The sequence below is a fragment of the Actinoplanes sp. NPDC023714 genome (assembly GCF_040639855.1).
GTDB lineage: Bacteria > Actinomycetota > Actinomycetes > Mycobacteriales > Micromonosporaceae > Actinoplanes.
In genome coordinates this window covers 383,529-401,527 of the sequence record NZ_JBFAAR010000003.1, presented here as the reverse complement: position 1 = coordinate 401,527, position 17,999 = coordinate 383,529, and the positions used below count along the sequence as shown (strand labels likewise).

The window sequence follows — 17,999 nt, the reverse complement described above, 5'->3', positions numbered from 1 at the left end:
GTCGACGCCGGCGCCGGCGGGGTGGCTGTGCCGGGAGCGGCCGAAGAAGAGGTTCAGGAAGGCGTCGGTGAGCCGGGCGGCCGGCGGCTCGGGCGATCTTCAATGGGATATCGGCTCGCGGCGGGCGCGGCAGAGCAGGATGGCGCCGTAGCCGTGGGAGCCGTGCTGGGCCGTCGGAATGACGTCGATCCGCTCGTGGCGCGGTTCGAAGTCGGGTCGCAGGGCCGCTCGGAGGTGGTGCTCGTCGATGTCGGCGCCGGGGAAGGTCTTGCCGCCGACCGTGTAGCCGCGGCACCGGCGCAGCGCCGCGGTGAGGAAGAGGCCGCCGGGCTCGACCAGGCCGGTGATGTGCCGCATGAACAGTTCCCAGGTGGCGCGGTCGCCGGTCGCCGAGTCCGCGCAGTAGGCGCTCACGACCGTCGGGTAGCTCCGATTCACCGGACGCGGGTGGCGGGCGTCCACCCGTACCATTGAAGTGATCTTCGCCCTGGTGAGATCTTCACGTGCGGTGACCTCGTCGTCGGTCGGGCGGGGATTGCCCTCGCACTGCAGCGTGTAGCGGACGAACGGCCGCCAGTCGTGGGCGCCCGGCGCCCGGTCGATCCACCGCTGGATCTCGGCCAGGTTCGCCGGCAGGTAATCGCCCATGTGGATCTCGGACGCCGTCTCGGCGCAGGCGAACACGTGGTGCAGGGTGGGGCCGGTGCCGAAGTACAGGATCGGCCGGCCGGGCTCGGCGTGGCGCATCGCGTCGACGAGGAAGGCGATCGTGGCGATCTCGTCCGGCTCGACGGTGCGGTAGTAGTCGGTGAGGTACTCGGCCGGCACCCAGTCGGTGTCGAACGACGCGTGCCGTCGCCGCAGCAGGGCCCGGGTGAGGCGGGCGAGCGCCACCTCGTAGAACGCGGCGCCCAGGTTCGCGCCGGCCAGGAAGACGAGCGCCTCGTCGGTGGTGATCGCGTCGGTCGCGGCGGCCGCGCCGAACGCGGCCGTGTAGTACGGCACCTCCTTGGCGATCTCGGTGCCGGTGTAGGCGACGGCCGCGGCCAGCCGGCTCCCGGTGAGGTCGTGGGCCAGTTTGGACAGCACGTTGGTGCTCGTGCCGGTCGCCGTCAGCAGCGAGGCGTTCGCCATCAGGTTGGCGCGCAGCCCGAACGCCCAGACCGTGTAGCTGACCAGCAGGATCGCCAGTGACAGTTGACGGCCGAGGTCGGCCAGCAACCCGGAAGCGACGAGGGCGGCTCCGGCGGCCGCGGCGCAGGCGTCCAATGCGTACGTGGATGCCGCGGTGGCCGCCAGGCTCGTGGTCCAGGCGGCCAGCGGTGACATCGGTGAGCTCATGGGACGCCTCCGGGCCGTGGTGCCGAAGTGCCCAGGGTCGGTGGTGGGGGTGCTCACTCGCCAGGTCAGAGCGTGGTCAGATCGTGGTCAGTCGTGTTCCCGGCCCGGCCGCGGCGGCACCCGGTCGACCCGGCCGATCTCAGGACGGGGAGCGGATCAGCAGGACCGCGGTGGCCTCGCCTGCGCCGATCGCCTCGTACACATGAGGGGTGTCGGCCCGCCAGGAGTGGTGCTCGCCGGTGGGCACGATCACCGGCGCCTCCGCGGGGCCGACCCGCAGCACGCCGCGGGTGGTGGTGAGGTGCTCGGTCACGCCCGGCGCGTGAGGGGGTGAGCGCTGCAGGACGCCCGGCCGCACGTGCAGGGTCAGCAGTTCGAACGTCACGCCCGGCTCGTGGAACACCTCCAGCAGGCGCGGCGTGACGGCCGAGCCGTGTACGCCGGCCATCTGCGCGGGCGGCGCGCCCGGTTCCAGCAGCAGCGTGGTGACCGGGACGCCGAGGACACCGGCCACCGCGTGCAGGGTCTCCAGGGTGGCGTTGCGGGTGCCGTGTTCCAGGCCGGACAGGGTGGCCTTGCCGATGCCGGCGGCCCGGGCCAGCGCGGACAGCGAGGTGCCCTGGGCGAGGCGCAGCCGGCGTACCCGCTCGCCGACCGCCCGTCCGGCGTCGCCGGCTTGATCCGCGTTCACGTGATCAGTGTGGCATCCATTAGAGTGTTCCGTATACGGAACGGGAGCTGTCATGATCCAACCGATTCTGGCCGGGCTGGTCAGCGCGATCGTCGGCTACGCGAGCTCGTTCGCCGTGGTCCTGGCCGGCCTGCGGGCCGCCGGCGCGAGCCCCGGCCAGGCCGCCTCCGGACTGCTCGCGCTCTGCACCGGCATCGCCGTGCTCGCGATCGGCCTGAGCCTGCGGCACCGGATGCCGATCAGCATGGCCTGGTCCACGCCGGGCGCGGCGCTGCTCGCCGCCACCGGCACGGTCCCCGGCGGATTCCCGGCCGCGGTCGGCGCGTTCCTGGTCTGCGGCGTGCTCATCGCGCTGGCCGGGCTGCTGCCCTGGCTGGCCCGCGCCATCGACGCGATCCCCCGCCCGATCGCCTCGGCCATGCTCGCCGGCGTCATCCTCAGCCTGTGCACGGCCCCGGTGCGCGCGGTCGTCGACGTGCCCGCGCTCGCCATCCCGGTCGTGCTGACCTGGCTCGTGCTGATGCGCTTCGCGCGGGCGTGGGCGGTGCCCGGCGCGCTGGTCGCCGCGATCGTGGCGATCGCCGTGAACGGCGTCGACGGCGACCTCAGCGCGGCGTCGCTGCGCCCCGAACTCGTTCTGACAGTGCCCGCGTTCGACGCGACCGCCCTGGTCAGCCTCGCCCTGCCACTGTTCCTCGTGACCATGGCGGCGCAGAACGTCCCCGGGATCGCGGTGATGAAAACCTATGGGTACGCCGTCCCGCTGCGCCCCACCCTGCTGGCCAGTGGGGTGGCGACCGCGGTGGCCGCACCGTTCGGCGGCCACGCGCTGAACCTCGCGGCGATCACCGCGGCCCTGACCGCCGGCCCGGACGCCCACCCCGACCCGGCCCGGCGCTGGACGGCCACGGTCGCGCTCGGACTCGGCCAGCTCGCGCTCGGCCTCGGCGCCGGGATCGCCACCGCGCTGGTGCTGCTCTCCCCACCCGTACTGATCATCGCGGTCGCCGGGCTGGCACTGCTCCCGGCCCTCGCCTCGTCGCTGGCCGGCGCGGCCGGCGAGCCGCAGGGCCCGCCGCAGGACCGGATGGCGGCCGTGGTCACCTTCGTGGTGACCGCCTCCGGCACGACGATCCTCGGCGTCGGGCCGGCGTTCTGGGGCCTGGTGGCCGGCGCGGTGACCGCGCTGGTGCTGCACCGGCGCGAGCCGTCCACGGTGCCCAGCCGGCCGCACTGATCGCGAACCCCGTTGTTCGCGGTCGCGGCTCGTCAGATCGCGGCCATCAGCGTCGTGAGCATCGCCTCGATGTCCTTGCGGAGGTTGGTCACCGCCAGGATGAGGCCGCCGGCGATCAGCGCCGCGAGCAGCGAGTACTCGACCGCGGTCGCACCCTCGTCGGACTGACGGACGGCGCGGAAGTACGAGACGAGGACGTTGATGAACTCCATGGTTTTCCCCCCAGGTTCGGCGTTGCGTCAGACCTATCGGGCCCCGAAGCCGTCCGCTTGATAGCCGACCGGTTGCCCGGCGTTGCGGATCGGTGTCAGGACGGCCCCGGCCCGCCCGCGGAGCGACCGACCCGCCGACGTATCGACCCTCGGCTATGGCAAAGGGTCCCTCCCCGGCCAAGAGGAGGTAGCCGGCCGGTCACGCGTCGTCCTGGCCGGTGGGCATCGCGTTCGGCCGGCCGCCGCCGGCTCGCGCGGCGCGCACCCTGCGGCGGACCACGCCGTACCAGCCGGGGATCTCCGCCTGCTCGTCGAAGGCGCGCGCGACCACCACGTCGGTCGAGGAGTGCAGCAGGATCGACAGCACGATGGTGACGGCGACCAGGTGGAAGATCTCGTCGGCCGCGGTGATGCCGGACTCGAGCACCAGCAGGCCGTAGACCACCGACGCGAACCCCTTGGGGCCGAACCACATGGCCGCCGCCTGTTCGCGCAGCCCGAGACCGGAGCGCAGGAACGACAGCCACAGCGCGACCGGGCGGGCCACGAAGATCGCCAGGACGGCGAACACCCAGCCGGTCCACGAGATCTCGCCGAGGAAGGCCGGTGAGATCAGCGCGCCGAACACCAGCAGCGCCGCCAATTTGAGCAGCTCGGCGATGTTCTCCCCGAAGTGCTCGAACGCGGCGCGCTGGCGGGGGCCGAAGGTGGCCACCGTGATGCCGGCCGCGAACGCCGCGAGGAACAGGTTGGCGTGCGTGACCTGGCCGACCGCCAGCACCAGCAGGCCGATCGCGAACCCGTTCAGCGGCTCGTACGCCGGTGAGGCGGCGAAGAACCGGCTGCGCTCCAGCAGGATCGCCGCGACCGGGATGACGACGCCGATCACCAGCCCCAGCGTCACCTCCAGAGCCAGCTCCCCCAGGTGCAGGTCCTCGGATCCGGCCGCCACCGCGAGGAAGACGATCACGAACGGCAGCGCCAGGCCGTCGTTGACCCCGGACTCGACGTTCAGCAGATGCCGCAGCCGCGCCGGCACCCTGTCGTTGCCGACCAGCGCGGACGCGAACACCGGGTCGGTCGGCGCCAGGATCGCCCCGATCAGCAGCGACTCCACCCAGCCGAGACCGACGACGTAGTGGGCGGCGACCGCGGTCACCAGCAGCGTCAGCGGCAGTCCCCACCCCAGAGCCCGGCCCGGCAGCCGCCACGCCGAACGCAGATCGGCCCAGCCGACCCGCATCCCATCGGTGAACAACACCGCGAACAACGCCAGCTCGGCCAGGGTCCCGACGATCGCCGAGCCCGCGCCGACGTCGAGCACACCGGTGACACCCGGGCCCAGCACGAACCCGGCCGCCAGGAACAGCACCGCGGTGGACAGGATGGTGCGGCCGGCCAGCGCGGACACCAGGACCGCCAGCAACAGGACACACGCGAAGGCGAGCAGCAGCACCAGAAACTCCGGTCGTCGGGAACAGCGGATCCACCGCCGACCAGACTTCCCGGCACACCGCACGCCACCGTACCGGTCGATGTCACGACGCCGGCCCCCGCGTCTTCGACGCTACGGGTCCGGGTGCGCCGCCCGCGTCACCCCTCCCGGATGAGGCGGGTCCGGGTCCGGGCCCGCAGGATCGTCCACACGACGTACCCGATCGCCCAGGAGGAGTGCCGTGCTCTCGTCCGGTCTGCGGGTTCCCGCCGGCGACGTGGACCGGATCGTCACCCGGCTGTTCCTCACCCACGGCGACCGGCGGCGCAACCTGACGAACTTCTGGGTCCTGCTCACGCTCGCCGCGGTGATCGCCTCGGCCGGCGTGGTCGCCGACTCCACGGCCACCGTGATCGGCGCGATGATCGTCGCGCCGCTGATGACCCCGATCCTGGGCACCGCCCTGGCGATCGTCCTGGCCGACCGGCGGCAGCTCGTCTTCCACCTCGGCCTGACGCTCGCCGGCGCGGTCGCCGTCGTGGCCGTCGGCTACCTGCTCGGCACCATCGTCCACATGGACGTGACCGCCGCGACGAACTCGCAGGTCGCGTCCCGGGTCAGTCCTCGGCTCATCGACCTGCTCGCGGCGCTGGCGACCGGCCTGGTCGGTGGCTTCGCGCTGATCCGCTCGGACGTCTCGGACACCCTGCCCGGCGTGGCGATCGCCATCTCCCTTGTCCCGCCGCTGGCGGTCGTCGGCCTCACCGCCGAGTCCGGCGCCTACAGCGAATCGGTGGGCGCCCTGCTGCTGTTCGGCACCAACGTCGCCGCGATCATCGCCACCGGCACGGCGATCATGGTCGCCGCCCGGCTGCAGGACGCGGCCCGGGCGGCGGGTCTCGCGGTCGGCGCCCTCGGCCGCAGGACGGTGGCCACCGTCGGGCTGGCCCTGCTGCTGGTCGCGGTGCCGCTCGGCTACGGCAGCTGGCAGGTCCTGCAGGAACAGACCATCCTCGGCAAGGCTCAGCCGGTGGCGCAGCGGTGGGCCACCGAGGAGGGCTGGCAGCTCACCGATCTCCAGGTACGGCGCGGCGCCCTGCACGTGGTGGCGATCGGCCGGCCGCCCGAGGCCGACCAGAACGCCCTGCGCGCGGACCTGGACGAGGCCGGGCTGCGCGACGTCGAGGCCGTCGTGACCCTCGTGATCGGTGGTTCGAGGACCCTGCCGCCCGGCTAGGTCCTGGCCCGGTGCGGCCCGGTGCGCCCGGATCCCTCGAGCGCACCGGGCCGCTCCCCACCGATGTTGGTCTGGGACTTTGTTTGCCTAGCGCCGCAGGGTGAGCAGGCCCGGCCGCCACGGCAGCTGGTCGTAGGCGCCGCCGGCGCCGGGGTTCTTGCCCTGGTAGAGCAGTTGCAGGTTGCAGGGGTCGACGGTCATGGTCTGGTCCGGGTTGGTGCGCACCAGGTCGCCGTGGCTGATGTCGTTGGTCCAGGTGGCGCCGCTGTTGGCCCTACCCGCGAACGGGTTGCTCTCGGTGGCGGCCTGCGGCGTCCACGAGCCGCCCAGGCTGGTGGCCGTGAACGAGCGGAAGTAGCGCTGCCCCTGGCTGCCGATCGCCTCGACGATCATGAGGTACTGGTTCTGGCCCTGCACCCGGTAGACCTGAACTGCTTCGAACAGGTTGTTCGTCGAGTCGCTCATGATCGTGGTGTAGGACGAGCCGAAGTTGCCGGGGAAGTTCCCGATCGGCATCGACGCCCGGTAGATCTTGCCGTTGTCGCCGGCGAAGAAGAGGTACATGGTGCTGCCGTCGGCGATCAGCGTCTGGTCGATCGGCCCGGTGCCCGACCCGGAGATGCTGCCGGTGAACAGCGGCTGCGGCGCGGACCAGCCGTTCGGGTTGGTCGGGTCGCTCGACGTCCGGTAGATGAAGGGCCACGCCCCCCACTGGTACGCCAGGACCCAGATGTTCTTCGGGGCGAAGTAGAACAGCGTGGGTGCCACCGCCGCCTGGTTCATCGCGTTCTGGCCGGTCGAGGCCATCCCGGACCAGTCGGTGAACGGGGTGAAGTTCATCGATCCGTACGAGGCCCCGGAGACGTTCGACGCGTAGACCAGGTGCTTGCCGTTGTGCACGACGCTCGTGAAGTCCTTCAGCGACACCCAGCCCGACCGGGGCTCGGCCAGCACTCCCGTCGACGTCCAGCGATAGCTCGACGGGAGGGTGCACGAGCCACCCGGCGTCGACGGCGAGGGCGAGGACGGGGACGAGGGTGAGGGCGACGAGGGACCGGAACTTCCGGTGCACGCCACCCCGTTGAGGGCGAAGCTCGCCGGGGCCGGGTTGCTGCCCGTCCAGGACCCGTTGAATCCGAACGACACCGTGCCGCCGGTGGCGACCGAGCCGTTGTAGCCCACGTTCACGGCGGTCACCGCCGATCCGCTCTGGGTCACCGTCGCGTTCCACGCCTGCGTCACCGTCTGCCCCGCGGCGTAGGTCCAGCTCAGGTTCCAACCGGTCAGCGGATCACCCAGGTTGGTGATCGACACGTTGGCGCCGAAGCCGCCCTGCCACTGCGAAGAGACGGCATAGCTGACCGAGCAACCGGCGGCCGCGGCGCCGGCGGGCAGTGCCACGGCGGCCGCCGCCGACGCCAGCAGAACGACGCCGGCGGGAACCGTCCCGGCGCGAATCCATCGCGATCCGTTCATGATCGAGTCTCCTTGGGAGCGCTCACATTCGGTGTGTGGAGATTGCCAGGATGTTTCGTCTCCGACCGGATCGAGGCGCAGTAACTCAGATGGCGGCATTCATCGGGAGATTCCGTTATGCCGGGACGACGCATTCAGTCGGTCGCCGAGTCGTAGAAATTTACGAAATCCTTCCGTAACATCCGGAACGCCGGCGCATTGACCGCGCTGGATACCCGTGCCGCTTCCGGAGGCTTCCATGGCAGAGCGACAAGCAAGAGACCGCAGAGTGCTCGGCACGGCCGTCGCCGCCGCGGCGCTGCTGATCGCCGCGGTGACCGCGGTCCTCACCGGCGGCACCGCCTCGGCCGGTGAGCAGAGCGCCCTGGCGGCCACCGCCGGCTGCGGGAAGGCCCCGACGCTGCGGGACGGCACCTACACGATCCAGAGCGGCGGCCGGGCCCGGACGTACATCCTGCGGCTGCCCGCCGGCTACACCAGCAGCCAGGCGTACCGGCTGGTCGTCGGGCTGCACTGGCTCAACGGCAGCGCGAACGACGTGGTCGGCAACGGGTTCTACGGTCTTCAGCAGCGCTCCGGCAACAGCGCGATCTTCGTGGCGCCGCAGGGCCTGGACGCGGGCTGGGCCAACACCGGCGGCCGCGACGTGACCCTGGTCGACGACATCCTGCGCGTCGTCGAGAACGATCTGTGCGTCGACACGTCCCAGCGGTTCGCGCTGGGATTCAGCTACGGCGGCGCGATGAGCTACGCCCTCGCCTGCGCCCGGCCCACGGTGTTCCGGGCGGTCGCGCCGATCGCCGGCGCCAACCTGAGCGGATGCTCGTCGGCCTCCCAGCCGGTCGCCTACTTCGGCATCCACGGCATCCGGGACAGCGTCCTGAACATCTCGATGGGACGCGGCATCCGGGACACCTTCGTCCGGGCCAACGGCTGCACCGCGCAGAACCCGCCGGAGCCCGCGCAGGGCAGCGGAACCCACATCACCACCGCGTACGCGGGATGCCGGTCCGGCTACCCGGTCCAATGGGCCGCGTTCGACGGCGACCACGTACCCCTCCCGGTGGACCGCAACGCCGGGTCGTCCTGGGTCTCCGGCGAGGTGTGGCAGTTCTTCAGCCAGTTCGGCGGCACCACCACGCCGTCGAGCCCGGCGCCCAGCTCCCCCTCACCCTCGGCCTCGGCATCGGGCGGCACGGCGGCGTGCCGGGCCACCGCCGCCGTCAACGCCTGGAACAACGGGCTGACCGCCGACATCACGATCACCAACACCGGCAACGCCGGCGTCAACGGCTGGTCGGTGGCCTTCAGCCTCCCGGCGGGGCAGACCATCACCGGCGGCTGGAACGCCACCTACGCGCCCGCGTCCGGGCGGGTGACCGCGAGCAACGCCGGCTACAACGGGGTGCTGGCGCCCGGAGCGTCGGTGAGCTTCGGGTTCCAGGCCACCCACACCGGCGATGCCGGGGTCCCGACGGGATACACCCTCAACGGTTCCGCCTGCACCACCGGGTGACGAGAGCCTATTTGGATTCGAGGCGGCCGAGCTCGTGGGCGTCACCGGCCAGCACGGCCTGGGCGGTCCGCCAGTCGGTGTGGTCGACGCCGGTGACGTGGCGCAGGTAGGCGAGGGTGACCTGCTGGATGAGCGCGACCCGGCCCGGGTGCTCGTCGGTGGTCTCCGCCGCGTCGTAACCGGGGATGCCGCCGAGCGAGTGCTGCCCGCCGTACACGGTCAGCAGGCTCTTGCCGCCGCGGGCCAGGGTGTACGGGTCGGTCGTCCAGGACGCTCCCCGCGTCGACAGGGGAAGCTCGTCCTTGTCGCCGGCGACGACCAGTCCGGGCGCGGTGATGTGCGAGAAGTCCTGGTCGCGCAGCCAGGGAGCGGCCTCGAGGGCGAACGGGGTCAGCTCGTCGCCGCCCCGGCCGGCGGTGGCAAGCTGCACGGTCGCCATGATCCGGGGATCGGACAGGTCCCGCGCGACGCCGGTCACCGGATCGGCGACCCGGAGGCCCACGAGGATGCCGGCGGTCTGGCCGCCGAAGGAGTGCCCGGCCGCGACGATCCGGCCATGGTCGACGCGGCCGGCCAGCCCGGGCACCGCCGCCTCGAGGACGGCGAGGTCGTCGAGGATCCGCTTGACGTCCTGCACCCGGTAGTGCCAGAGGTGCGGCTTGCGGGCCGGGTCGGCGGCGGCACCGAGGCGTCGCGAGTCCAGGTGGGTGGCCTGCACCACCACGAAGCCGCGGGCCGCCCAGTGATCGACCAGCGGCGCGTAGCCGTCGAGGTTCGAGCCGTATCCGTGGGCGAACACCACCACCGGCAGGCCGGTCCCGGTGACCGGTGCGCTGACGCGTACGTGCAGATCCTCGCCGCGCTCCGGTGCGGGCAGCACGACCGGTTTGACCGATACCGACGCGGTGGGTGCGGGACCGGTGAGACCGGTCGCCTCGTACATGATCATGTTTTGCTTCTTCCCGACGTAGGTGAGGCCGGCTCACCGGCCCGCAGCTACGCTAGAACCTGACGTAGACGTCAGATTCAAGTCACGTGAGCCACGTCGCAGGGGGAAGTCGAGATGCGTATCGGTGAGCTGGCCGCCCGCACCGGTGTGAGCGTCCGGGCACTGCGCTACTACGAGCAGCAGAATCTGCTCACCGCCGAACGGGGTTCGAGCAGCCACCGCCGGTACCCGCCGAGCGCGGTCGACCGCGTCCAGCTGATCCAGCAGCTGTACCAGGCCGGTCTGACCAGCAGGACCATCGTCGACCTGCTGCCCTGCGTCGTCGACGATCGCGCCACCCCGGCGCTGCTCGACCAGCTCACGGCCGAACGCGACCGGATCGGCCGGCACATCGCCGACCTCACCCGGACCCGCGACCGGCTCGACACGGTGATCGCCAACGCGACCAGGAACATGCTGACCGGAGCCGCCTGCCGCGACGCCGGCGCGCCCGGCCCGGCCGGGTCGTGAACATGATCGATGATCGACGACGGGTTGCCTGTTGACAACGCGCCGTTGCGGGTACGGTGGTCCACGTCACCGTCCAGATGGGTTGGCAAGGCGGAGGTAAGGCGTGCCGGTCACAGGCCAACGCGTCGTGCGGCGGGCGCTGGGCCGGCGGTTGACGCGGCTGCGCACCGCGTCCGGGATGAGCCGGCGCGATGTGGTGGAAGCGCGGCTGGGCATCTCGGAGCCGACTCTGCACCGCATCGAGACGGGCAAGGTGCCGGTCACCGGGGCCAACGTGCGCGCGCTCTGCTGGCTCTACGGCGCCGACCAGGGCATCACCGACGCGCTCGCCGACCTCGCGCTGGGCACGTCACAGCAGGAGTGGTGGGACGCCAGCCCGGTGATCCCCGAGTGGTTCAAGCTGTACGTCGGGCTGGAGGCGTCGGCGTCCCGGATGTTCGGGTACGACGGCGAGGTCGTTCCGGGCGAGCTGCAGACCCCGGAGTACGCGCGGGCCGTCTTCGGCGCCGAGCAGCCGGCCGACGTCGAGGTCGCCGAGCGCCACATCAACCTGCGCATGCAGCGGCAGCGGACGCTCTTCGCCCGTACCCCGCCGATCCGGCTCGTGACGGTGCTCGGCGAGGGGGCGCTGATCCGGCCGGTCGGCGGCGAGCAGGTGATGAAGGGGCAGATCGAGCATCTGCGGCGGCTGTCCCGGCAGGAGACGGTCGACATCCGGGTGCTGCCGTTCTCGGTCGGGGCGCACGCGGCGATGGCAGGCGCCTTCCGGATCCTGGAGTTCGACGACCCGGACGATCCCGACGTGGTCTACCTCGAGTCCCACGTCGGCGCGCTCTACCTGGAGGAGCAGGCCGAGGTCGACGAATACCGGCGGATCTTCGATCTCATCGCCAGGGATTCCGTGCCGGTCGCCGAGTTCGGGGAATCCTGGACGGGGCCGGCCTGATCAGTCGGTCAGGAGCCGGTCGAACTCGCCGCGCTTGGCGCCGAACAGGAACGAGTCCCACTCCTCGACCGTGAAGACCACGGTGCCGGCCTCACGCGCCTTGCTGTTGCGGACCTCGATGACGCCGTCCTGGCGGCGGGCCTCCACGCAACTGCCCCCGTTGCCCGTCGACCTGCTGGAGATGATCCAGCCAGCTTCGCTACTCATCAGTGCCTCTCATTCCGCGGTGATCACTTTGGGTAATCGAACCGACACCGATGGCGCGACCCTCACTAGCGATCTGACGTGCAGGATCGGGATCTTCCATCCACGAGCGACTCTTTCACCACGAAAGCGAACGCACCTAGAGTAGCCGAAACCCACTGTGGACGCATCATGTCATCACGACAGCTGTCGTCGTGAAATCTTGCACGTGCCTGGGCGGGCTGACATGATTCCACTGTGGCATTTGGTCCGCCGCAGTTTTGAGAGGACGGCCGATGCGGATCCTCGATCCTGCCGCCGCCGACACGGGTGGTTCGCCGCACGACGACGCCCCGACGCGGACCGAGCCCGACACCGCCCGCCTCCAGGCCCGCATCGATCAACTCGCGGCGCAGGTCCAGCAGCTGGAACAGGAACGAGCCTCACTGCGCTGGATGGCCGGCCACGACGAGCTCACCGGACTCGCCAACCGCCGCCTCTTCCACGCGCTCGCCCCGGAGCTGCTGCGCGGCGGCGACGGGTCGTCGGCCGTCCTGATCCTCGACCTCAACGGCTTCAAGCCGATCAACGACACCTACGGGCACGACGCCGGCGACGAGGTCCTCCGCGTGGTGGCCCAGCGCATGACCACCTGCCTCGGCGATCATCTGGTGGCCCGGTTCGGCGGTGACGAGTTCGCCGCGCTGCCCCGCGCCCCGCGTCCCGGCGTCCCGGCGGCGTGGTGGCACGAGGTGGCCGGTTCGCTCAGCGCCGCGATCGCGCCGCCGATGGACGTGCAGGGCCACACCCTCGCCGTCACCGCCTCGATCGGCGTGGTGCCGGCCGGGCGTTCCGCCGACCTTCCGGACCTGCTGCGCCGCGCGGATCAGGCGATGTTCAGCGCCAAGCGGCACGCGAGCACCGCCGACCGGGCCGGCATCACCTGGGTCGTGACGACCGAGAAGGGCGACCACATCGAGACGTACGAGCCGGCGCCGGCCGGCCCGGGACCCGCGGTGGTGTGCCGGCCGGGCGATCGGGTGTGGGTGCACCGCGGTGGCGCCCGTCGTGCGGGAGTGGTCGAGAACGCCTGCGAATGGGCGGCCCTGGTCCGTTACCGCAGCGTCAACGGCGCCGGCACGATGGTCGACACGATCCCCATCAGCAGCCTCACGGTCCGGGCCGAAGCCGACCCGTACCTGGACCGGATGTCCTCCGCCTCCGGGTGACCGCCGGTCAGCCGGCCGTCAGCACGAGCTTTCCCCGCAGGCCGCCCGCGAGCACCCGGCGGTGGGCGTCGGCCGCCTCGGTCAACGGCATCGTGTCCGCCACCCGCGTGCGCAGCCGCCCGGCCGCCACCTGTCCGACCAGGTCGGCCAGCAGCTCGCGGTCGAGCCGGATGAGTTGCAGCTCCTGGCGCACCCCACGGGACGGGACGATGGGCGGCGTGGGCCGGGTCACCACCACGACTCCCCTGTCCTCGACGGCGGCGGCCGCCTCCTCGCCGAGCGGGATCGCGTCGAACACCGCGCCCACCGGACCCACCGTGGCCAGATCGGCGGACCGGGGAACCACCTCGTGGGCGCCGAGATCCCGCACCCACTGCTCGTCGCCGTGGCTCGCCTGGGCCAGGACACGGTAGCCGGCCCGCAGCGCGAGCTGGGCGGCGAAGCCGCCGACCCCACCGCTGGCGCCGGTGACCAGGATGCTGCTGCCGGCCGGCAGCATGGCCAGCGACACCAGGGCCAGCCCCTGGTGTGCGGTCTGGGCGTTGAGCGGCACCGTGGCCGCGGACACGAAGTCGAGCTCGTCCGGCAGCCGCACGAGCCAGTCGGTGTCGGCGGCCACGAACTCGGCGTAGCCACCGGGGACACCCCGGGTCGTGTACCACGGGATCATCCCGGCGACACGGTCACCCACCCCGAACTCCGTCGTGCCGGGGCCGGCCGAGACCACCTCGCCGGCGATGTCCCACCCGGGCGAGAACGGCGGCGTGTCGGGCCCGAGAGGAATCTGGCCGGTGGTGGCGGCGACATCGGCCGGATTCACCCCGACCGCGCGGATCCGGACCACCACCTGACCGGGCTTCGCCTCCGGTTCGGGCAGTTCGGTCACCTGCAACACCTCAGGACCGCCGAGCGCGGCCGCCACGACTCCCAGCACGCGTCCACTCTAGACCGTCGTGCCCCGGAACATGACCCCCGTCGATGAGGCGCCGCGAATCTCGCGACGGCTCGGTTCACGTGCGACCGGCGCCCGCCCTCGACGCCTCGCGGAGAACGCCGACCGCGGCGACGGCGGGGGCCGCCGCCAGGATCGCCAGCGCCGGGCCGTAGCCGCCGAACCGGCTGAGCGAAGCGGCCATCAGGAGCGGGCTCGCGAATCCGGCCAGGCCGGCGATGCCGGTGACCACGCCGCTGACACCGCCGATGATCTCGGGCGGCGCCTCCCGGGCGACGTGGGCGAGGATGGCGCCGCTCGCGATGCCGAGCGCCACGCCGAGCACCGGCACCACGACGGCCACGACCGGCAGCGGTGGCGTGCACGCCTGGACGGCGACCGCACCGGTCAGCACGGTCAGCGAGACGGCCAGAGGTCGCCGCGGTGCGAGCCGGTCCGCCAGCCATCCGCCGACCGGCCGCATGAGGACGGCCACGGCGATGATGCCGGCCATGGCGTGACCCGTTCGCTCGAGCCCCAGACCGTAGGCGGTGGTCAGGTAGACGGGCAGGTACGACGAGAACGTCACGAACAGCGCTGAGGTGACCGCGTTCCACAGGCTGCCCCGCCACGTGATCGGCAATCGCAGCGCGGCCGCCGGTGTTCCGGTGCGCTTCGCCCGGGCCGGCGCCCGGCCGGCGTCGTCGCGGACCGTCAGGGCGACGATCAGGCCGAACAGGGTGACGGCGGTCGCCGCCGCGAGGAACGGGGCGGCGAGGCCGTACGCATCGACCAGCCGGACCGTGGTCAGCCCGCCGAGCGCCCCTCCGCACAGGCCGGTTCCCAGCAGCCCGAGGGCCAGTCCGCGGCGGGGCCCGGCGAACTCGGCACTGACGAACGGCACCGCGACGGCGAACATCGTGCCCGCGACGCCGAGCAGGGCCGCACCGGTCAGCAGACTCGCGGCGGAGCGGTCCACGACCGTCGCCAGCACCAGCAGCACCACGAGCGTGGCAACGACGACCAGCAAGAACGTCGTCCGGGAGCCGAGCCGGTCGCTCAGCGCACCGACCGGGAACCGGGCCAGGGATCCGACGACCACCGGCAGCGACACGACCAGCGCCTGCTGGATCGGCGTCAGGCCGAGCGTGTCGCGCAGCAGGGGCGCCAGTGGTGCCAGCAACGCCCAGGCCCACGCGCTCAGCAGGTACCCGAGCGTGGCGACGCCCAGCATGCGGCGGGCGTGCCACGTTCTCGGCGCCTCCAGCGTTCCGTCCATCAGCGACATCATGCCGTGGCCGGAGCCCGCACATCGGCCGGCTCCCGGTGTCGGTCCACACACGCCGAGAGGTTGTCGGTGTGCGGGTTTCATGCTTCAGTGACGCGAGGCGCACCGTGCCGGCGAAGGCACGGACCCGAGGGGACAGAGGGTGGACACCGTCGACAGGCCGTCCGTGGATACCGGTCTATCGCTCCCCCTTGTCGTGGCCAAGACGGCACGGCCACGGATGGCTCGCAGCGGCGTCGACCGGCCGCGTCTGTTCCAGCTGCTCGACCAGGCCACCCACAAGCCGTTGACGGTCGTCCGCGCCGGAGCCGGCTGGGGGAAGACCATCCTGGTCTCGGCGTGGGCGCACACCAGGGCGGCTCCGGTGGCCTGGCTCACTCTGGACTCCGGCGACAACGATCCGCAGCTCTTCTGGGCGTACGTGATCGCAGCGTTGCGAGCCGCCGGCGCCCTGAGCGCGGACAATCCTCTCTCCGAGCTGACCTCGGTGCCACACGACGAGCGGGAACGCGGCCTCCGGATGGTGGCCGGGCTCAGCCGGCTTCCGGACGAGACCGTGCTGGTGATCGACGATTTCCATCTCATCGAGGATCGGCAGGTCCTCGACGAGGTGGGCGCCCTGCTGCGGCACCCGGCGCTGTCCGTCCGGCTGGTCCTGGTCAGCCGCACGGTGCCCGCGCTGACGCTGCATCGGCTGCACGCGGCCGACCGCGTCAGCGAGATCCGCGCCGACGACCTGGCCTTCACCACGGACGAGGCGGCAACCCTGGTCAGCGGCTACGGACTGGCTCTCAGCCCGGACGACGTGACCACGATGCTCAACCGGACCGACGGCTGGATCATGGGCCTGCGCCTGGGTGCGATGTTCCTCGCCGGCGGTGCCCGTTCCGTCGCCGACTTCGCCGGCGACATCCGTGGCGTCGACGAATATCTGACCGACGAGGTCCTGTCCGGGCGCCCGCCGCGGCAACGCCGGTTCCTGCTCGAGACCAGCATCTGTGAGCAGATGTCCGCCGACCTGGTCAACGCGATCACCAGGAACACCGACGGGCAGCGGATGCTCGAGAAGCTGGAGCTCGACAACGACTTCGTCACACGGCTGGGACCCCAACCCCTCTGGTTCCGCTACCACCACCTGCTGCGTGACGTGCTGCGGCACCGGCTGAACCTGGAGCGGCCGGCGACGGTGCCGAAACTGCACCGCCGTGCGGCCCGCTGGTACGCCAACCGCAACTCGGTGATCGAGGCCCTGAGCCACGCCGTCCGCGGCGAGGACTGGGACTACGTCGGCCGCCTGATCACCGGACAGGCCGGCCCGCTGATCCTCACCACCCAGCGGGCGGCGCTCGTCAACATCCTGCGCCAGGTGCCGCGGGAGCGGCTCACCTCGACGCCGGAGCTGATGGTCGGCGACGCTCTGCTGCTGTTCCACAGCGGCGACTACGACGCCATCCCGGTCCGCATCGCCCGGATCCGTGACATGTTGCGCACCCGCCCGGCCGACACCCGCGACCCGGCCGAAGTCCTGCTCATGGCCCTGCAGGTGGCCGCGCACCGGGCGATCGGGGACATGCCCGCCGTCGTCGATCTGGAGACCGAGCTGCTCGCCCTGCTCGCCCGGTCGCCGTTCCACGACGGTGCGGCCGCCGCCGCGTACCGTGCCATCGCCCTGAACAGCCGAGGTCTGGGACTCCTGTGGACCGGCCAGGTGGATCGCGCCGCCCGTGATCTGCGGGCCGCGTCCGCCGCGGCCGAGGCCGCGGGCGTCGAACTGGCCCACATCAACGCCGCCGGCCATCTCGCGCTCCTGGAGATTCTGTACGGGTCGGCAGCGGAAGCCGCCCGCCTCGCCGCCGGCACCCGCGAACTGGCCGAACGCCGGGCCTGGCGCTACACCCTGCAGGCCGTGGCCGCACACTTCGCGCAGGCGCTCGTCCACCTGGAGCGCAACGAGCTGCCCGCCGCCGAGGAGGCGTTCCAGCAGGGGCGCCGCGCCCACGAGAGCGATCCGGAAGCCGCCCAGCGGCTCGTCATGCTCGGCGTGCAGGCGCGGCTGGCGCTCGCCCGTGGCCGGCCGCGCCAGACGCGATCGCTGCTGGCTCAGGCCCACGTCGACCGGAGCCTGCGGATGTACGTCCCCGCCCTCGACGACTGGCTGATGCTCCTCGAAGGTGAGGCCGACCTCGCCGTCGGGCAGCCCGAACGCGTCGAGCAGCGTTACCTCCAGCCGCGGGCCGGCCGGATCCCCGGCCTCGCGCACCAGGTCCTGCTGGCCCGCGCCGCGCTGGCCCGAGGCGATGTGCGCCGCGCCGAGCGCCTGCTCGCCGCCGACCCGGCCGACCCGGCGGGAACTGTCGCCACCGTGACGGCGGCCATCGCCGGCGCCCTGGTCGCCGACGGCCACGGCCAGGCGACCCGAGCAGTGGACCTGCTCGCGGAGGCGATACCGGCAGCGGTCCGGGAAGGGATCCGCGCGCCCTTCGTCACCATGTCCGGCACGCGGCTCGCCGCCCTGTTCGACCGGCTGCGGCTGCTCGACCCGCAACTCGCCGCCACCGCGACCGCCGCCGGCATCATCGACGGCCTTCACCCGGCCGGCCGGGCCGACGGGGCCATGACGCCGGGTGAGAACCTCAGCGGACGCGAGGCCGAGGTGCTGCGCTACCTGCCGACCATGCTGACCGCGGGTGAGATCGCGATGGATCTCGGCGTGTCGGTCAACACGGTCCGGGCGCACATGCGCTCGATCTACCGCAAGCTGCGCGCCGACAGACGCAGCGAAGCCGTGGCACGCGCCCGCGAGACGGGCCTGCTCTGA

At 72.1% G+C, this 17,999-nt stretch carries 16 protein-coding genes; 7 read left to right on the top strand and 9 right to left on the bottom strand.

Going from position 1 to position 17,999, the window contains the following annotated elements; translation table 11 throughout:
* Window positions 1-99: 99 nt before the first annotated feature.
* Both gntF and AB0G10_RS17145 read right to left on the bottom strand, forming a co-directional pair.
* A complete protein-coding gene (gene gntF, locus AB0G10_RS17150) occupies window positions 100-1,341 on the bottom strand; it encodes a guanitoxin biosynthesis pre-guanitoxin forming N-methyltransferase GntF (protein WP_360921833.1) in 1,242 nt (413 codons plus the stop codon).
* Window positions 1,342-1,480: 139 nt separating this feature from the next.
* On the bottom strand, window positions 1,481-2,032 hold the full coding sequence (locus AB0G10_RS17145) for an XRE family transcriptional regulator (protein WP_360921830.1): 552 nt from the start codon (window positions 2,030-2,032) through the stop codon (window positions 1,481-1,483).
* Window positions 2,033-2,084: 52 nt separating this feature from the next.
* Here AB0G10_RS17145 and AB0G10_RS17140 point away from each other — a divergent pair, with 52 nt between their 5' ends.
* Window positions 2,085-3,269, top strand: coding sequence for a benzoate/H(+) symporter BenE family transporter (locus tag AB0G10_RS17140; RefSeq protein ID WP_360921827.1), 1,185 nt, complete (start codon window positions 2,085-2,087; stop codon window positions 3,267-3,269).
* Window positions 3,270-3,301: 32 nt separating this feature from the next.
* Here the strand turns inward: AB0G10_RS17140 and AB0G10_RS17135 are convergent, their stop codons facing one another.
* Both AB0G10_RS17135 and AB0G10_RS17130 read right to left on the bottom strand, forming a co-directional pair.
* Window positions 3,302-3,481, bottom strand: coding sequence for a Flp family type IVb pilin (locus AB0G10_RS17135; RefSeq protein WP_360921825.1), 180 nt, complete (start codon window positions 3,479-3,481; stop codon window positions 3,302-3,304).
* A 199-nt stretch (window positions 3,482-3,680) separates the two neighbouring features.
* Window positions 3,681-4,940, bottom strand: a complete 1,260-nt coding sequence (locus tag AB0G10_RS17130) for a cation:proton antiporter (RefSeq protein ID WP_360923046.1) — start codon at window positions 4,938-4,940, stop codon at window positions 3,681-3,683.
* A 217-nt stretch (window positions 4,941-5,157) separates the two neighbouring features.
* Between AB0G10_RS17130 and AB0G10_RS17125 the strand changes: the two genes are divergently transcribed.
* Window positions 5,158-6,153, top strand: a complete 996-nt coding sequence (locus tag AB0G10_RS17125) for a DUF389 domain-containing protein (protein WP_360921822.1) — start codon at window positions 5,158-5,160, stop codon at window positions 6,151-6,153.
* A gap of 87 nt (window positions 6,154-6,240) precedes the next feature.
* Here the strand turns inward: AB0G10_RS17125 and AB0G10_RS17120 are convergent, their stop codons facing one another.
* Window positions 6,241-7,629, bottom strand: a complete 1,389-nt coding sequence (locus AB0G10_RS17120) for a non-reducing end alpha-L-arabinofuranosidase family hydrolase (protein WP_360921819.1) — start codon at window positions 7,627-7,629, stop codon at window positions 6,241-6,243.
* A 268-nt stretch (window positions 7,630-7,897) separates the two neighbouring features.
* Here AB0G10_RS17120 and AB0G10_RS17115 point away from each other — a divergent pair, with 268 nt between their 5' ends.
* Window positions 7,898-9,145: a cellulose binding domain-containing protein gene (locus AB0G10_RS17115; protein WP_360921816.1), complete on the top strand. Its 1,248-nt coding sequence runs from the start codon at window positions 7,898-7,900 to the stop codon at window positions 9,143-9,145.
* 7 nt (window positions 9,146-9,152) lie between these two features.
* On the opposite strand, the gene AB0G10_RS17110 is transcribed toward AB0G10_RS17115, so the two are convergent.
* The gene (locus tag AB0G10_RS17110; RefSeq protein ID WP_360923043.1) at window positions 9,153-10,088 is read right to left on the bottom strand and encodes a chlorophyllase; all 936 of its coding nucleotides are present in this window, start codon (window positions 10,086-10,088) and stop codon (window positions 9,153-9,155) included.
* Window positions 10,089-10,208: 120 nt separating this feature from the next.
* On the opposite strand from AB0G10_RS17110, the gene AB0G10_RS17105 reads away from it, so the two are divergent.
* Window positions 10,209-10,604, top strand: coding sequence for a MerR family transcriptional regulator (locus AB0G10_RS17105; protein WP_360921812.1), 396 nt, complete (start codon window positions 10,209-10,211; stop codon window positions 10,602-10,604).
* Between the two features lie 103 nt (window positions 10,605-10,707).
* A complete protein-coding gene (locus AB0G10_RS17100) occupies window positions 10,708-11,550 on the top strand; it encodes a helix-turn-helix transcriptional regulator (protein WP_360921809.1) in 843 nt (280 codons plus the stop codon).
* Here AB0G10_RS17100 and AB0G10_RS17095 read toward each other — a convergent pair whose 3' ends face one another.
* Window positions 11,551-11,757: a DUF397 domain-containing protein gene (locus tag AB0G10_RS17095; RefSeq protein WP_360921806.1), complete on the bottom strand. Its 207-nt coding sequence runs from the start codon at window positions 11,755-11,757 to the stop codon at window positions 11,551-11,553.
* 272 nt (window positions 11,758-12,029) lie between these two features.
* Here AB0G10_RS17095 and AB0G10_RS17090 point away from each other — a divergent pair, with 272 nt between their 5' ends.
* On the top strand, window positions 12,030-12,962 hold the full coding sequence (locus AB0G10_RS17090; RefSeq protein WP_360921803.1) for a GGDEF domain-containing protein: 933 nt from the start codon (window positions 12,030-12,032) through the stop codon (window positions 12,960-12,962).
* A 7-nt stretch (window positions 12,963-12,969) separates the two neighbouring features.
* Here AB0G10_RS17090 and AB0G10_RS17085 read toward each other — a convergent pair whose 3' ends face one another.
* Complete coding sequence (locus AB0G10_RS17085) at window positions 12,970-13,896, bottom strand: NADP-dependent oxidoreductase (protein WP_360921800.1); 927 nt, start codon at window positions 13,894-13,896, stop codon at window positions 12,970-12,972.
* 76 nt (window positions 13,897-13,972) lie between these two features.
* The gene (locus AB0G10_RS17080) at window positions 13,973-15,172 is read right to left on the bottom strand and encodes an MFS transporter (RefSeq protein ID WP_360921798.1); all 1,200 of its coding nucleotides are present in this window, start codon (window positions 15,170-15,172) and stop codon (window positions 13,973-13,975) included.
* Between the two features lie 205 nt (window positions 15,173-15,377).
* On the opposite strand from AB0G10_RS17080, the gene AB0G10_RS17075 reads away from it, so the two are divergent.
* Window positions 15,378-17,999 (top strand): LuxR C-terminal-related transcriptional regulator, encoded by a 2,622-nt coding sequence (locus tag AB0G10_RS17075; protein WP_360921795.1) that lies wholly within the window; start codon window positions 15,378-15,380, stop codon window positions 17,997-17,999.

What these genes read in the sequence shown, in the direction of transcription:
- gntF (WP_360921833.1), bottom strand. Translation starts at nt 1,341, where the DNA reads ATGAGCTCACCGATGTCACCGCTGGCCGCCTGGACCACGAGCCTGGCG.
- AB0G10_RS17140 (WP_360921827.1), top strand. Translation starts at nt 2,085, where the DNA reads ATGATCCAACCGATTCTGGCCGGGCTGGTCAGCGCGATCGTCGGCTAC.
- AB0G10_RS17135 (WP_360921825.1), bottom strand. Translation starts at nt 3,481, where the DNA reads ATGGAGTTCATCAACGTCCTCGTCTCGTACTTCCGCGCCGTCCGTCAG.
- AB0G10_RS17120 (WP_360921819.1), bottom strand. Translation starts at nt 7,629, where the DNA reads ATGAACGGATCGCGATGGATTCGCGCCGGGACGGTTCCCGCCGGCGTC.
- AB0G10_RS17110 (WP_360923043.1), bottom strand. Translation starts at nt 10,088, where the DNA reads ATGTACGAGGCGACCGGTCTCACCGGTCCCGCACCCACCGCGTCGGTA.
- AB0G10_RS17105 (WP_360921812.1), top strand. Translation starts at nt 10,209, where the DNA reads ATGCGTATCGGTGAGCTGGCCGCCCGCACCGGTGTGAGCGTCCGGGCA.
- AB0G10_RS17095 (WP_360921806.1), bottom strand. Translation starts at nt 11,757, where the DNA reads ATGAGTAGCGAAGCTGGCTGGATCATCTCCAGCAGGTCGACGGGCAAC.
- AB0G10_RS17090 (WP_360921803.1), top strand. Translation starts at nt 12,030, where the DNA reads ATGCGGATCCTCGATCCTGCCGCCGCCGACACGGGTGGTTCGCCGCAC.
- AB0G10_RS17080 (WP_360921798.1), bottom strand. Translation starts at nt 15,172, where the DNA reads ATGGACGGAACGCTGGAGGCGCCGAGAACGTGGCACGCCCGCCGCATG.